We start from the raw sequence: 15,119 nt of genomic DNA, 5'->3' as shown, positions 1-15,119 counted from the left end.
TTTTCCCGTTTTACTTGACTATACATATGCTAACAGGCTAAAATTTAAATTACACATATGACTCTTTAAGATATTTATAAATTTGGTAATGTTTATATTAATTTACTTGGAATTTTTTATCAAAATCAATGTAAGGAGCAGTTACAATGAATGAAAAGGGTAAGAAATCCATGTTTCACATCCGTACTTTGAGGCAGAGGATGAGCTTGATTCTGAGTGTATGTATGATATTATGCTTTTTACTGGTAGTATCGGTATCCTATATATCCTTGCAGGCAGCTGAAAAAAACCGGATAGAGACCACAATGCAGGCTGATCTGCTTCAACTGACCGGGCAAATTGACTCGGACTACTATACTTTGGTGCAGCTGTCGCAGCAGATGTCACTTGAGGGCAGCGTTGGCAGGCTGGTCAACAATTATGTCACTCAAAGCGGCGGATATGAACGTATAGAAATATCGGGGAGAATCACAAGCGATATAAATACCATGCTGTTCAGCCATGAAAACATATCTCTTGTCGGTTACTTCAGCGACGGCACGGCAGTGGATAAACCCGAAAAAATGTTGTTTTTCAGTTTGCCTGTTAAAGAAAATTCAAATCCTATGAAATTGGGTACGATTGTTCAAACAAATACAATAAGTCTGAATTCAATACATAGGAGTCTTAATTATTCGTCGTCAAAGGATGTGGTTTCTCTTACCCGCAGGGTGCGTTTCAGTGATGACAAGGATTATCTTATCTATGGGGAAATTTTTACGGGTGCGAAAAAAAACATCCAATCCCTTTCACAAATCCGTAAGGTGTCATATGATTTGCTGCAGGTTGATAATAACGGCCGGATATGTTTCAGCAGCAGTGATGCATTCAAGGCCGGAGACTCAATCAATGTGGATAAGAATGCCAAAAACGGTACTGTTCAAGCAATCGGCGAGTTCACATATCTTTCGGCCGTTAGCAAGTTTGGTTTTAACAATGTACTGCTGGTACCAGAAACCAGCTATCACCAGCAGATGAATTCCTGGCAGTTAAGTGTCTTCTTTGTTTTTATCGCCGCGGTGATACTTGTGTCAATTACCGGGTTTTTGCTGGTCCACTTGATTTACCGGCCCCTGCAAATCCTTGGGCGCGATATGCTGGAGGTTGGAAAAGGCAATATTGTTCCGGGAAAGCATTCATTTCAGATTGATGAATTTGACAATCTTTTCAATAGATTTGATGACATGAAACAGGAGGTTGTACAGCTTTTGGAGAATGTGCGTCAGCAGGAAAAGGAAAAACAGCAGCTGGAAATAGACAAACTCTATTATCAGATCAATCCTCATTTTCTAATGAATGTACTGCATTCTGTCCACTGCATGGCAACCATAAATAAGCAGCCTGTAATTGAAAGGTTCATATATAAATTAAATTATATACTTGGCTACAGCCTTGGAAAGACAAATGCAAAAGCCACATTCCGGACAGAACTTAAATATTTGAAGCTGTATCTTGAACTTCAAAAGGAAAGATATGATTTCGAAGTCTGGCTCAACATTGAAGAGGGGGATTATCTTGACGCTCCCTGCGCGCGTTTTATAATGCAGCCCCTGGCTGAGTGCCGTATGCCATAATATCAACGAATTCGGCAACTTATGGATTGAAATCGGGCTTGAAAACGAAAACTATGTCATGATATCCATAAAGGATGACGGACATGGGTTTAATCCTGAAGGGTACCGGAATGATATGCAGACGGCAGGTAGTTTAAACAAGGGTATTGGTCTCAGGTATGTGGAGATGAGTCTGCTTTCCTTCTATGGAAGTGATGCGAAGCTAAATATAAAAAGCGAGCCTGAGGAAGGGACGGTCGTAACTCTGTTATTGCCTGTCCGGAAAGGAAACGAGCCATATGTATAAGGTACTGATCATTGACGATGACAAATTGGCACGAAAAGGCCTGATTTCAATGGTGCCATGGGAAAAATGCGGAATGACTGTTGTGGGGGATGTTGCAAACGGTTTGCTTGGACTGAATTTTCTTAAGACGCAGGAAGTGGATCTTGCTGTTGTGGATCTTTCCATGCCTGTATTAAGCGGACTGGATTTTATAAGGGAAAGCCGTAAAACCTACCCGAAACTGCAATATGTTGCCTTAAGCTTTCATGAGGATTTTGAGTATGTACAGAGTGCTCTTCGGCTGGGGGCGCTGGATTATATATCCAAGCTCAGAATGGAAGAAGAGGATTGCACCGAAATCTTTCAGAGGATAGGAAAAATCATGGGTAAAACTGATGAAATATCCCATGCCACGATTGAGGCTGAAGAGTTAACAGTTATAAACCCGGAAGGCTTTGAGCCCGAGCAGTTTGAAAAAATGCTTGCCTCATGGCAGGGCTGCCGGTGGGTTTATGATGAAGGCCTGTTTATACAAAAAGTGGATGAGGTGGTCAAGTCACCCATCAGTCTGAGGCAGATGGAGAGGCTGCTTATGCTGATTTCCCAGGAGATTGAAAGAGTATTTCAATTTACCAACAGGGTACCGTTTCTTTCAAAGAAATCTGAAGGGGTGGACTGGCTAACCGGCTGTTATGAGAATTTGTATGGGATAATTGACAGCATCACGGATTTTTCTGTTCTCCCGGTATGTATGCTGTACGCTGTTAAGTACATAAAGGAACATCTTACCGAACGCCTGAAAGTAGAAACGGTTGCCCAGAAAGTAAATATGAGCCGCAGTTATTTCTCTACCAGCTTTAAAAATGTTACGGGCTATACTTTTAATGATTTTGTCCGTTATGAAAGAGTGGAGCTTGCAAAAAAATTGCTTCAGCAGCGGAAGGTAAAACCGTCAGAGGTGGCAGAAGCCGTTGGTTATGAAGACAGTAAGTATTTTTCACATATTTTCCTGACACAGACAGGGGTCAATTGTTCTGAATACATAAAACAAATGTCCTCCAAATTAAAAAAGGATGAGGATTATTAACAGGATTTAGGTCAATCATATATTAAATTCCTACAAAAAACTGTTAAAACTGAATATCTGTTTTGTGCAAATGGTACAAATCCAAGTTGTTCCCCCATACTTTTTTTGTTATCCTTTACTTGCCATAAAAAAAAGGTTCAAGGAGGAATTTAGATGTCTACGTTTTACAAAAAGCTTGGTGCATTTATAGTGGCTTCTGCCATGCTGACTTCTGTTTTCGCAGGCTGTGGCAGCAGTAATGATTCCGGAGCTGCAGGCACCGGTACTGCCGTCTCATCTTCCGGCAGTACGGCAGCAGCAGATGAAAAGACTGACCCGTTCATGAAGTTTGACAAGCCGGTAACTATTCACGTCGGCCAGCAGGCTTACCCGACCCAGAAGTTCCCGGAGGGTGATACAAATGAAGATAACGTGTTTACCCGCTATCTGAAGGACAACTTTAATATTGAAATTGTCGTAGACTGGTCAGCTGCTACAGGTAACGATTACAATCAGAAGGTTAACCTTTGTATAGCCAGCAATACCTTGCCTGACGGCATGCAGGTTGACCGCAAGGCATTTTTAAGCGCAGCCAAATCCGGTATGCTGTATGATTTCACAGAGATATTCCCAAAGTATGTCTCTCCACAGGTAAAGGCCATCATGGATTCCGGTGACGGTATTGCCTATGAATATGCAAAATATAACGGAAAACAGCTCAGTATGGTTGGGGTGGACGTTGCTCCGTCAGGACAGTCCATGCTTAACATCCGTCAGGACTGGCTTGATAAGTACAATCTCAAAGCCCCTACAACCATTGACGAAATTGAAGCGGTGGCAAAGGTATTCAAGGAGAAAAAACCCGCAGGAAACTCTACTATTCCAATAGCCGGACCGGATAAGAAGAGCTCGGTATATACAAACTTCCTGCAGGCCGGTGTTATGTTCGCAGGTTTTGAACCTGTATTTGCAGCTTATGATGCCTATCCGGGGTACTGGATCAAGGACGGAAGCGGCAAGGCGGTATATGGAACCAATACCGAAAACAGCAAAAAAGCTCTCGAACGGCTGGCCGACTGGTACAAGCAGGGCCTGATCGATCCTGAAATGGGTGTCCGTGACAGTTCAACCGAGTTGGTTAACTCGGGCAATGTTGGTATGTACTTCTGTGCATGGTGGTCCATTGGCTATGGTACTACCGATGCTTACAAGAAAACCCCCGGTGCAAATTGGCAGGCATACCCTGTAAAGGCCGATGACGGTAAATGGTATACACGTATGCAGTGCCCCGTTGCTTCCTATACTATTTTCAACAAGAATATTTCAGAAGATATTGCGAAAGCGGCTGTCATTATAAATAACATTTGGGTCCGTGATGAAAACAAGCTGGGAAGTCAGAATACCTCCATATACTGGTATCCCCTGAGGAATTCCATGGGTGCTCTGGATGAATGTGAAACTTCATATAAAAGTCTGATAAAGGTTCTTGACGGTGAAGCAAAGGCCGAAGATTTCAACGATCCTTCAAGTCCTTACAAGCTTCTGTATAATGATGCTAAGAATGTAACAACAGTGGTAAAGGACTATTCAAAGGAGAAGCAGCTTTCAATCTCGAATTTTGACGTCAACAGTCCTGATTTTGCCCGCCTGTATTCAATACTTATAGGTGCCCGCCCCACTGCATTGGCTACACCGGATAAATTGATCTACAGCGAGGTTTACAGCCAGACTCCTGCTATGGAAGCCAAATGGGCAAACCTGGAGACCGCCGAGAAGGAAATGTCTCTGAAAATTATTACAGGTAAGGACAGCACCAGTACTTTCGATGAGTATGTTAAAAAGTGGAACAATGAAGGCGGAGCTGAAATACTTGCCGAGGTGCAAAAGGAAATGGATTCAAAAAAATAGTTAACCGGTAATTACTGATCTATCCCACAGACAGCTGTTCTGCTTGAAGAAGTGCATGAACAGCTGTTTGTATATGAATGAGGAGTGAAAATTTTGAACAAGAGAATGTCTTCTTTAAAGCTGCAGACCCATTACTCAATTATGGTTATACCAGGTGTTCTCTGGATGATATTATTTAACATTGTTCCAATGACAGGTGTTGTGATGGCGTTTAAAAATTACAACCCGGGGCTGGGGTTATGGAAATCTCCCGGTGTGGGCCTTGAAAACTTCAAATATTTGTTTTCCATGAGCGATGCACAGCGTGTAATAATCAACACCTTGATTATTGCATGCTCGAAGGTTGTATTGAATATTGTAATTCCGCTGGCATTTGCTTTGCTTTTGAACGAGGTTACAAATATGAGGTATAAAAAGTTTGTGCAGACAGCGGTATATCTGCCTCATTTTCTATCCTGGGTTATTCTTGCCAGTGTTATATTGAATATCTTCAGTCTGGACGGAATTGTCAATCAAATTACAGGAATATTTGGTGGCAAACCGGTTATCTGGTTCAGTATGGCCTCTTATTTCCGCCAATTGGTTATCGGGACGGATGTATGGAAAGAGTTTGGCTTTAATGCAGTAATTTTTCTGGCAGCACTTACAGGCATAAACCCGAATCTTTACGAAGCTGCTACCATTGACGGCTGCAGCAAGTGGAAATCCATATGGTATATTACCATCCCCGGTATTACGGGAACAATTGTACTTCTGGGAGTCCTGGGTCTGGGTAATGTGCTTAACGCAGGGTTTGACCAGATATACAACCTTTATAACCCAATGGTTTATTCAACCGGTGACATATTGGATACATGGGTTTACCGTATTGGTCTTGTCAATCTTCAATTTTCCTTGGCAACCACTGCCGGTTTATTCAAGTCTGCCATCAGCTTCATCATGATTGTTGTTTCCTACTGGGCTGCTTATAAGCTGGCAGATTACAAAATATTTTAGGGAGGGAGAATTTGAATGGTTCAGAGTAAAACCCTGGGTTCAAAGATTTTTAAGGTTTTTTTGTATATATTGATGGCAGTTTTGACACTTAGCTGTCTATATCCTATCTGGTATGCTTTCTGTCTCTCCATATCGTCAAAGGTGGCTTCAAACTCAGGTATGGTAACACTGTATCCCGTAGGATTTTCACTGAGGTCCTATACCGAGATCATGGGGGACTGGAAGTTTTTTCATTCGTTCTGGGTGTCAATCCAGAGAGCAGGTCTTGGAACCGTTGTATCCATGCTTGTAATGATTTTGATGGGCTATCCGCTCTCAAAGACAAAGGAACAGTATAAGCCGCGCAATATACTTATGTGGGTGGTAATATTCTGTATGGTGTTTAACGGCGGTACTATCCCATGGTACATGACCATGGTTAATTATAAAATGATCGATAATATCTGGGGATTGGTTCTCTGCGGCGGTCTGCCGGTGTTTAACCTCATCCTAATAATGAATTTTTTTCGCAATTTGCCTCAGGATCTGGAGGAGGCTGCGGTTGTGGATGGCGCAGGACCCTGGAAAATCCTTTTCGGAATTGTGGTACCCTGCTCCAAGCCGGTATTGGCTACCATTGTACTATTTACAAGTGTGGGTTACTGGAATGAGTTTTTTCAGGGACTGGTGCTTTCCAGCGGTGACAAGCATTACCCGCTGCAAACATATATCCAGCAAATGGTGGTAAATGTCCAGGCTGCCAGTATGTCCCCTGATCAGGCCAAACTGATGAATGAACTTTCAAACAAGTCCCTGGATGCGGCAAAGGTATTTATTGCCATGATCCCCATGCTGGTTGTTTATCCGTTTTTACAAAAATACTTTGTAACCGGAATAATGCTGGGGGCGGTTAAAGAATAGTATTATTTTCAGGAATATTAGTTGCAAAAGGAGATAACGAATATGCTCAGACAAGAAAATAACAGGCTGCTTCGCAGATCGGATGCAGAATTGCTTTGTATTGAACCCTGGGGAGAAAACAGTTTCCGTGTCCGTGCTTCTCTCCAGCCGGATATACTGCCGAATGAAGATTTTGCACTTCTTCCGGAGCCTGATGAAATACCTGCTCAAATATCCATAAATGGGAACCGTGCATCCATTATAAATGGAAAGCTTCGCTGTGAAGTATTCCCGTCGGGAAAACTTGGATTTTATAATCAAAAAGGTGAGCTGCTTCTGGAGGAATATGACCGTAACCGCTTCCGTGCCGATGATGAGGGCTTCAACAGCGCCCTGGAAATATTGCCCCGTACTTTTGTTCCAATATCAGGGACCGATAACTACAAGCTGTGGGTACGTTTTGAAGCAAAGGATGAAAAATTATACGGTATGGGACAGTATCAGCAGCCTGATCTGGAACTCAAAGGCTGCATTCTTGAACTGGCCCAGAGAAATTCCCAGGCCAGCGTACCGTTTGTGCTTTCAAGCCGTGGTTATGGTTTGCTGTGGAACAACCCTGCCATAGGAAAAGTCACCTTTGGGAAAAATCTGACCGAATGGTATTCGGGGTCCACAAAACAAATGGATTACTGGATAACCGCCGAAGATACTCCCGCCGAAATAGAGGAAGCCTATGCAGACGCGGCAGGCAAGGTGCCAATGATGCCGGATTACGGAACCGGCTTCTGGCAGTGCAAACTCCGTTATCAGACCCAGGAAGAACTGATGGGTATTGCCCGGGAATATAAAAAACGTGATCTGCCCATCTCGGTTATTGTCATTGATTACTTCCACTGGCCGCACCAGGGAGACTGGTGTTTCGATCCGGAGTATTGGCCCGATCCTGCAGCCATGGTCAGGGAACTGAAAGAAATGGGTATTGAGCTTATGGTTTCGATCTGGCCTACAGTGGAGCGGGGAAGTGTCAATTATGAGGAAATGAAGGAACTGGGTTATCTGACCCGTACTGAAGCAGGTTCTAGAATGAATCAGCTGGGAAACATGTGTTTTGTGGATATGACAAACCCTGATGCCAGGGAGTATGTCTGGTCAAAAATAAAGGAAAATTACTATAAATACGGCATCAAAGTTTTCTGGCTGGATGAAGCCGAACCCGAATTTACAAAATATGAATTCAGCCATTACCGTTATCAGCGGGGAGCTGATCTGGAAATCGGCAACCTTTATCCGCGCTGTTATTCTGAAATGGCATATAAAGGTATGAACTCAGAAGGACAGAAAAATATACTTAACCTGGTGCGTTGTGCATGGGCCGGTTCCCAACGTTACGGTGCGCTGGTCTGGTCTGGAGATATAGACTCCAGCTTTCGTTCTCTGCGATATCAGCTGGCAGCAGGTTTGAATATGGGTATTGCCGGTATACCCTGGTGGACCACAGACATAGGAGGCTTCCACGGGGGGAATATAAACGATCCCCAATTCAAGGAATGCCTTGTACGCTGGTTCCAGTTCGGCGCTTTTTGTCCTGTTTTCCGCTTGCATGGTGACAGGGAGCCCCATAAGAAACCATTGGGTACCACAGGCGGGGGAGCTACTCCAAGCGGGGCCGAAAACGAGGTCTGGTCTTATGGTGAAGAGGTTTATACAATCTGCAGGAAATACATGAGACTCCGTGAAAGCCTCAGACCTTATATTGCAAATACCATGAAACAGGCTCATGAAAAAGGTACACCTGTAATGCGTACCCTGTTTTATAATTTTCCGGAGGATATGGATACATGGAATATTAATGATGAATTCTGCTTTGGAGATGATATTATTGTATGCCCCGTCCTGTACGAGGGTCAAAGAAGCAGGGCGGTGTACCTGCCAAAGGGCTGCCGCTGGCGTAATCTTAATACGGGAGAAATCCATGAGGGAGGGCAAACTTTCACTTCCAGCGCGCCCATAGACGTTATTCCGGTATTTTTCCGTGAAGGGGCTTTAACCGAAATATCCTTCAAATAACTGTTTAAAACAAAGGGTTGATAAAATGGAATACATTACGTTTTGTGAAAATGGGATATATATGGTCTTCTCGGTCTCCGCGGAGCATTGTCTCAGCCTGTTGTATTTTTCGGCACTGCCCTACGGAAATCTGGAATTTAATGACTTTGATTATAGAAATTTTAATCCGGTGGAGTTTGTGGTATCAGAAGCTGAATACTACGAAGAACAAAAAACTAAAAGGATTAATGGCCTGATACATAATAACGGTCTGTGTTACTGTTATCATACCGATATGAGGAACCCGACGGGGAGAAAAATTGAGTTTGTCACAATTGATGAAGAAAAAGCTCTTGAAATAACACTGCATTTTCAATTCTATAATGATATTTCTGCGGTCAGGTGCTGGAGCGAGGTCTATAACGGAGGGACCCGGTCAAGCATTTTGAAATATATCTCATCCCTGCACCTGCACTGGCCTAAAAGCTGTAAATTAAAATCATTCGGTGAAAAGCCGCATTTATGCCTGTTTCCCGATTATGTAAAAAATGGCCTGGGTTTGCTGGTGCACGGAAAAGAACCAGAAGGCTTATGTTTTCAAAGTTGTGATAACAGCCTATGGCATTGGGAATTCGGAGAATATAGTGAAACCTTTTATCTAAGGGCGGGAGAGCCCGGTTGCCATTCAGGATGGCAGAAAATTATAGCTCCAGATGAGCGCTTCAGCAGTACTCCGGTAATGGCAGCTGTAAAACCCGGAGGCCTGAATTCCGCCGTTGACGAATTGATGCGGGTTGGGAGATGACCGGATGACCTCAGCCTTCACTTCTGTATTTGCCGGGCGGACAGCCTATGGCCTTTATAAATTCTCTGTTGAAATAGCTGATATTGTTAAAGCCTACACTTTTGGCAATATCAGCTATTTTTCTATCGGTATCCATCAGAAGGGTGCAGCTTTGCAATATCCTGTAACGGATTACATATGCAATGGGCGGTGTATTCACAACCTCCTTAAAGGCATGACAAAATTGGCCTTCACTCATTGGTATGATTCGGGCCAGGTCCCTGAGAGCAATGTCTTCCCTGTAATTTAAATGAATAAAATCCAATACCGGCTGCATCCTTTCCAGCTTGTAGTTCCTTCTGCCTTGACGGTGAGGGGCTTCGGAGGTTGAATTTTTAAAGCACAGATGCCATATTTCAAACAGCTTGCTCTTCAATAACAATTCATTTTCCGTAATATTTTCATTTCTCATAGCGTCTATTTCAGTAATACGTTCAATTACTGATTGCTGCCATTGTCTTGATTTAAAATGCTTCTCAAATATCATTTTACCGTTAAGGATGGGATAAACAAATTTTGAATATGCCGTACCCTGCTTGTTTTCACCGAACAGGCTGGGATGGAACAGAACAACACATGCCTCGCAGGGCATGCCGTTACAGGCCCTTGCCGCATGCAGCTCATTTGAATGCACGAAAAGTCCTTCTCCCGCCATTATGCAATATTCCTGCTCTTCCACCGTATAAACAACTGCGCCTTCAAGTACTGCAATAAACTCAAATTCATAGTGCCAGTGAAGGTAAAAGAAAATATCCTCATTGGGACCATAGCTTAAATGGTGTATTGCAACCGGAAGTAAAGCCGTACCATGGGTAACTTTTTCTTTTAACAGTATTTTTGCTTTCAATTTATCTCCTCTTTTCAGATCTCATTTCAGTTTTCTAGCAATATTGTGTTAATAATGGTCAATTTACTTAAAGTATGGGGACTGAATAATGAATATAATACAATTATAGCATTAAGTGTGAATAATATTCATTACTATTTTGTGGCCGCAATGCGGCTCAAAGCCATAGTATGGCTTGGGAGGTTAGCTTGAAAGACTTCGCTGCACTCGTCTTCCAAACTAACCTGTGAATTTATGGCCGTGCGAAATATTCAAAGTATTTTAGCAATACTTTGAAAGCGCACATGGCCAATTAACCTCCTTTATTCGCACATTGCGATAAGGGATATAGGTTTTCATTACATTTTGTGGCCACAAATGTGGCTCATGGAGGTTAATATGAAATTTACGCAAAACGGAAATCGCCTGATTGGCAGGGCTGGTGTTGAAACCATATGGGTGGAACCCTGGGGACAAAATTCCCTGCGTGTCAGGATGACAAAAGAAGCGATTATGGACCCAAATGATTGGGCACTTGTAGATGCCCCTGAAGTTGTGGAAACCACCATTGTTATTGAAGATGTCGAACTGGTGGAACCCTGGGTCGATGAGTCTGAAAAGGGGGAAAGAGCATTCAAAAGCCAGATTGCATCAATTCAAAACGGTGAGATTACAGCCTGTTTTAACGCCGAAGGCTGGCTGACCTTCAAAAACAGTGAGGGGAAAATACTGCTTGAAGAGTACTGGCGTGACAGAAACCGCATTGACAGATACTGTGTTCCGCTTCGTGTCGAAGCAAGGGAAATGAAACCTGTCACCGGAACAAGCGATTATACCCTGACAATGCGGTTTGAAGCATATGAGGATGAAAAGATATTTGGTATGGGACAGTACCAGGAAAAAGTTTTAGACAAAAAAGGTGCCGCTTTGGAGCTGGCACACCGCAACTGTCAGGCCAGTGTTCCCTTTATGCTGTCAAGCCGCGGGTACGGCTTTCTGTGGAACAATCCTGCCGTCGGAACAGTTACCTTCGGCACCAACCGCACAGAATGGACCGCCAGAAGCACGAGGAAGCTGGACTATTTTATAACAGCAGGCAAAACTCCGGCTCAAATTGAAGAACAATATGCCAATGCGGCAGGAAAGGCACCCATGATGCCAGAATACGGGATGGGCTTCTGGCAGTGCAAGCTCAGATACCGTACACAGGAGGAGCTGTTGAATGTGGCCAGGGAGTATAAACGCCGCGGTGTTCCCGTTGATGTTATTGTTATAGATTTCTTCCACTGGACCAAACAGGGGGACTTCAAATTCGAGCCCAGGGATTGGCCCGATCCCGATGCGATGATTACCGAATTAAAGGAACTGGGCATGGAACTTATGGTATCGGTTTGGCCTACAATTGACAGCAAGTCGGAAAACTATCCGGAGATGGCTTCAAGCGGGTACCTGATCTCTTCCGACAGAGGTATGAACATAAATATGAACTGGATGGGTGAAACTGTATTTTTTGATGCGACACATCCGGAGGCAAGAGATTATGTGTGGCAGGTTTGCAAAAAGAATTATTATGACAAGGGTGTCAGGATTTTCTGGCTGGACGAAGCAGAACCCGAGTATGGCCCGTATGATTTTGATCTATACAGATATCATCAGGGTCCCGCGCTGCAGTGCACGAATATTTATCCTGCTATGTATGCAAAAGGTTATTTCGACGGTATGACGGCAGAGGGTCAAAAAAACATATGCAATCTGGTCCGTTCGGCATGGGCCGGAAGTCAGCGCTATGGAGCACTGGTATGGTCCGGGGATGTATCCTCCACCTTCAGGGCTATGAGAGAGCAGCTGCAAATTGGTCTTAATATGGGTATTGCGGGAATTCCATGGTGGACCACCGATATCGGGGGCTTTTTAGGGGGCTTTGTGGAGGACAAAAATTTCCACGAATTACTGCTCCGCTGGTTTGCGTTCGGGGTGTTTTCACCGGTATTCCGCCTTCATGGAGAACGTGTTCCTTACATTAAGCTCGAACAGGCAGTCATTGACGGAGTTGCCCAGATGTCTTCGGGCAGTTCAAATGAAATATGGAGCTATGGCGAAGAGAATTATGAAATTATGAAAAACTACATATTTATGCGGGAAAGATTGCGTCCATATATAAGGGAATGTATGAAGGAAGCACATATTAAAGGCACACCTGTAATGAGGACCATGTTCTATGAATTCCCTGAGGATGCACAATGCTGGAATACCGGATCGCAGTACATGTTCGGACCTGATATCCTGGTAGCTCCCGTATTTGAGCCGGGACAGAGAAGCCGTGAGGTTTACCTGCCTGAAAAGCAGGCCTGGAAAAATGCAAAAACAGGTGAAGTATTTGAAGGCGGTCAAACTGTTACCGTTGACGCACCGTTAAATGAAATACCTCTGTTTGTGAGGGCTGAAAAGCATTATCCGATTTATTGATTTCCTTCAAATTATTATGTCAAAGAGAGATTATACCGATATATTATATGGATTTAGTGAAAATATTAATGATTTTATTCACTAAACGGCATCATATGACGCATAATAAGTAAAGCAGGGGGTAAACAATGGTTACATGTAAAAATCTCTTTGAGAACAAAAATATTGAGGTGATTGAAAGCAAGGGGGCTGTCAAGGTACTGGAATACAAAAAGGATATCAGCGTAAATGCGGCTAATGCAATGGCTATGTACTATGCATCCGAAATGAACGTAAGAAAGAGACAGGTCTTGATTGAACTGAACAACAGTGCGTATACCATAAGCGCCGGAGCTATGCAGTGGACTGCAGGTGCGGTCAGCATGGCTGCCGATGTCAAGGGTTTGGGTGACCTGTTGGGGAAAGCCCTGTCCTCCAAAGTAACAAAAGAATCGGCTATAAAACCCAAATATCAGGGTAACGGCTTTTTAATGCTGGAACCCACATACAGGCATATCCTGCTGGAAGAGGTATCCGACTGGGGCGGCCTGGTACTGGATGACGGTCTTTTTCTTGCATGTGAATCCGGAATACATCAAACAGTAGTTGCAAGATCAAATCTGTCCTCGGCTGTTTTGGGAAAGGAAGGCCTATTCAACTTATGTCTCAGAGGAAACGGGGTTGCAGTGCTTGAGAGTCCGGTACCCAGGGATGAGCTTATGGAATTTGTTCTGGAAAATGATGAACTGAGAATTGATGGAAATTATGCAATAGCATGGTCGGATACTCTTGATTTCAGAGTTGAAAAGTCAAGTAAAAGCCTGATTGGTTCGGCTGTTTCAGGCGAAGGGTTTGTCAATGTGTACCGTGGAACAGGAAGGGTATTGCTGGCTCCTGTATGCTGATAATTCACTCTTGACACGAACGTATGTTCGGTATATGATATAAGTATCATATTAAGCAGGTGATATTTATGGTGAATTATTTTCTTAAAGCTTCACTTGAACGCAACCAGCCCATAACCATTATTTATATGAAGGATGATGAAATTACCGAAAGAAATATAAAGGTATTTGAAATTAATAATGGTAATGTCAAGGCTTTCTGCTTCCTGAGAAATCAAAACAGGATTTTTAAAATTAAAAATATATTGTCGGCCTCCTTTAGTCAAAATGGCTATAAAATAGCCAAATAGCAGCATGCAGATACAATGCAGGAAGCAGCAATAAATGTTTTTAAGTAAGCTGTTAATTATTTAATAAATATTCCGATATTTAGTAAAAGGCAATAAATAATAAATGTTGGAGTGAGATATCATGAATATAGATCAAAAGAGTTTGAATGACCTGTTATCCATAATGCGGCCTAAGAATTCTTTGGACACGCTGAGAGAAAGACGGGAAGCCTTGTTAAAAAGAATGGATCGGAATACGCCTGTGGCTGGGAATCCCAGTGAAGGTGATAAAAATACCGGTGATATAAAGCAGGTTCTTATGGAATTGGGTGAGATTGACCGGCAGATACAGGCGGAAATCTATGAGGAAAAAACCCGAAAGCTGGAACTGGAAAGATTGAAAAGAGAGGAAGCCGCGGCAAAGAATCTGCGGGAGAGGGAAAAAATTCTGGCCAGGCATGAAGGTGTGCTTTACAGGTACAGTTTCAACAAATTACTTTCGGCCGACGGAAAAGCCCGTGAAATGAGAACCATGGTCGGACCGGGAGTTTCGGTTACTTTGTCAGGAGGGATTTCGGCTGAAGGCAAGGCTCACGGAGATAAGCTTGTTCAGAAGCTGGAGGATATCGACAGGGATCTCAAGGAGTCAAGGGAATTCGGTATTGCCGCCGCAGAAGTAGCTGCCCGCAGAAGACGCAACAGAATGAAGCAGGAGATTGAAGAAGCGGCATTGGCTAAAAGCAGAAACAGGAAAATCAAGGCTAAAAAGCATATAAATGTTGTTTTATGATTGTTTATCAATAGTACTCCGGATACCTTAACAAATGACAGGTATCCGGTTTTTTATTTTTTCTGTTACACATTTCTTATTAATTAACCCGCTATGCTGGTCAAATTATCTCTCAATACTGCCAGAGTTAAAAATAACAAATCTTTTAAGTATTAAACACCGGCTTCCTTGGAATGTTATAAATGGAATAAATTTTGCATTTCTAATATTTGAAAGTTGGTGATTACTATAACAAAGCCCCAGGAAATTGATGTAATGAAACCTGCC

13 protein-coding genes are annotated in these 15,119 nt (G+C 43.1%); 12 read left to right on the top strand and 1 reads right to left on the bottom strand.

The annotated features are described in order from the left end of the window. Positions 1–146 precede the first annotated feature (146 nt). The 8 genes from CTER_RS18510 (at position 147) to CTER_RS18475 (ending at position 9,578) form a co-directional block, all read left to right on the top strand. Positions 147–1,613: a sensor histidine kinase gene (locus CTER_RS18510; protein ID WP_040761621.1), complete on the top strand. Its 1,467-nt coding sequence runs from the start codon at positions 147–149 to the stop codon at positions 1,611–1,613. Further along, positions 1,594–1,899 carry a sensor histidine kinase gene (locus CTER_RS18505; RefSeq protein WP_341349544.1) on the top strand — a complete coding sequence of 102 codons (306 nt, stop codon included), beginning with the start codon at positions 1,594–1,596 and terminating at the stop codon, positions 1,897–1,899. The genes CTER_RS18510 and CTER_RS18505 overlap by 20 nt, the downstream gene beginning before the upstream one ends. Continuing rightward, positions 1,892–2,965, top strand: a complete 1,074-nt coding sequence (locus CTER_RS18500) for a response regulator transcription factor (protein ID WP_004628183.1) — start codon at positions 1,892–1,894, stop codon at positions 2,963–2,965. Before CTER_RS18505 ends, CTER_RS18500 begins: the two co-directional genes overlap by 8 nt. A 153-nt stretch (positions 2,966–3,118) precedes the next feature. After that, the gene (locus CTER_RS18495; RefSeq protein WP_004628175.1) at positions 3,119–4,852 is read left to right on the top strand and encodes a type 2 periplasmic-binding domain-containing protein; all 1,734 of its coding nucleotides are present in this window, start codon (positions 3,119–3,121) and stop codon (positions 4,850–4,852) included. 93 nt (positions 4,853–4,945) lie between these two features. Further along, a complete protein-coding gene (locus CTER_RS18490; protein ID WP_004628132.1) occupies positions 4,946–5,848 on the top strand; it encodes an ABC transporter permease in 903 nt (300 codons plus the stop codon). A gap of 15 nt (positions 5,849–5,863) precedes the next feature. After that, on the top strand, positions 5,864–6,748 hold the full coding sequence (locus CTER_RS18485) for a carbohydrate ABC transporter permease (protein WP_004628117.1): 885 nt from the start codon (positions 5,864–5,866) through the stop codon (positions 6,746–6,748). A gap of 42 nt (positions 6,749–6,790) precedes the next feature. Further along, a complete protein-coding gene (locus CTER_RS18480) occupies positions 6,791–8,794 on the top strand; it encodes a glycoside hydrolase family 31 protein (RefSeq protein WP_004628200.1) in 2,004 nt (667 codons plus the stop codon). Positions 8,795–8,819: 25 nt separating this feature from the next. Beyond that, positions 8,820–9,578, top strand: coding sequence for a hypothetical protein (locus CTER_RS18475; protein ID WP_004628165.1), 759 nt, complete (start codon positions 8,820–8,822; stop codon positions 9,576–9,578). Positions 9,579–9,588: 10 nt separating this feature from the next. On the opposite strand, the gene CTER_RS18470 is transcribed toward CTER_RS18475, so the two are convergent. Continuing rightward, on the bottom strand, positions 9,589–10,464 hold the full coding sequence (locus CTER_RS18470) for an AraC family transcriptional regulator (RefSeq protein ID WP_004628121.1): 876 nt from the start codon (positions 10,462–10,464) through the stop codon (positions 9,589–9,591). A 378-nt stretch (positions 10,465–10,842) separates the two neighbouring features. Here CTER_RS18470 and CTER_RS18465 point away from each other — a divergent pair, with 378 nt between their 5' ends. The 4 genes from CTER_RS18465 to CTER_RS18450 all read left to right on the top strand — a co-directional run bounded on the left by CTER_RS18465 (position 10,843) and on the right by CTER_RS18450 (position 14,852). After that, the gene (locus tag CTER_RS18465; protein ID WP_004628131.1) at positions 10,843–12,909 is read left to right on the top strand and encodes a glycoside hydrolase family 31 protein; all 2,067 of its coding nucleotides are present in this window, start codon (positions 10,843–10,845) and stop codon (positions 12,907–12,909) included. A 128-nt stretch (positions 12,910–13,037) separates the two neighbouring features. After that, the gene (locus CTER_RS18460) at positions 13,038–13,793 is read left to right on the top strand and encodes an AIM24 family protein (protein ID WP_004628157.1); all 756 of its coding nucleotides are present in this window, start codon (positions 13,038–13,040) and stop codon (positions 13,791–13,793) included. A gap of 68 nt (positions 13,794–13,861) precedes the next feature. After that, positions 13,862–14,083 (top strand): WYL domain-containing protein, encoded by a 222-nt coding sequence (locus tag CTER_RS18455; RefSeq protein ID WP_004628173.1) that lies wholly within the window; start codon positions 13,862–13,864, stop codon positions 14,081–14,083. A gap of 121 nt (positions 14,084–14,204) precedes the next feature. Then, positions 14,205–14,852: a hypothetical protein gene (locus CTER_RS18450; protein ID WP_004628163.1), complete on the top strand. Its 648-nt coding sequence runs from the start codon at positions 14,205–14,207 to the stop codon at positions 14,850–14,852. Positions 14,853–15,119 lie beyond the last annotated feature (267 nt).

Source organism: Ruminiclostridium cellobioparum subsp. termitidis CT1112, assembly GCF_000350485.1.
Taxonomy (GTDB): domain Bacteria; phylum Bacillota; class Clostridia; order Acetivibrionales; family DSM-1351; genus Ruminiclostridium; species Ruminiclostridium termitidis.
The sequence above is the reverse complement of the archived record's forward strand: the minus strand, read 5'-3'. Positions and strand labels throughout refer to the sequence as shown.

What these genes read in the sequence shown, in the direction of transcription:
- CTER_RS18510 (WP_040761621.1), top strand. Translation starts at nt 147, where the DNA reads ATGAATGAAAAGGGTAAGAAATCCATGTTTCACATCCGTACTTTGAGG.
- CTER_RS18500 (WP_004628183.1), top strand. Translation starts at nt 1,892, where the DNA reads ATGTATAAGGTACTGATCATTGACGATGACAAATTGGCACGAAAAGGC.
- CTER_RS18495 (WP_004628175.1), top strand. Translation starts at nt 3,119, where the DNA reads ATGTCTACGTTTTACAAAAAGCTTGGTGCATTTATAGTGGCTTCTGCC.
- CTER_RS18485 (WP_004628117.1), top strand. Translation starts at nt 5,864, where the DNA reads ATGGTTCAGAGTAAAACCCTGGGTTCAAAGATTTTTAAGGTTTTTTTG.
- CTER_RS18480 (WP_004628200.1), top strand. Translation starts at nt 6,791, where the DNA reads ATGCTCAGACAAGAAAATAACAGGCTGCTTCGCAGATCGGATGCAGAA.
- CTER_RS18475 (WP_004628165.1), top strand. Translation starts at nt 8,820, where the DNA reads ATGGAATACATTACGTTTTGTGAAAATGGGATATATATGGTCTTCTCG.
- CTER_RS18465 (WP_004628131.1), top strand. Translation starts at nt 10,843, where the DNA reads ATGAAATTTACGCAAAACGGAAATCGCCTGATTGGCAGGGCTGGTGTT.
- CTER_RS18460 (WP_004628157.1), top strand. Translation starts at nt 13,038, where the DNA reads ATGGTTACATGTAAAAATCTCTTTGAGAACAAAAATATTGAGGTGATT.
- CTER_RS18455 (WP_004628173.1), top strand. Translation starts at nt 13,862, where the DNA reads ATGGTGAATTATTTTCTTAAAGCTTCACTTGAACGCAACCAGCCCATA.
- CTER_RS18450 (WP_004628163.1), top strand. Translation starts at nt 14,205, where the DNA reads ATGAATATAGATCAAAAGAGTTTGAATGACCTGTTATCCATAATGCGG.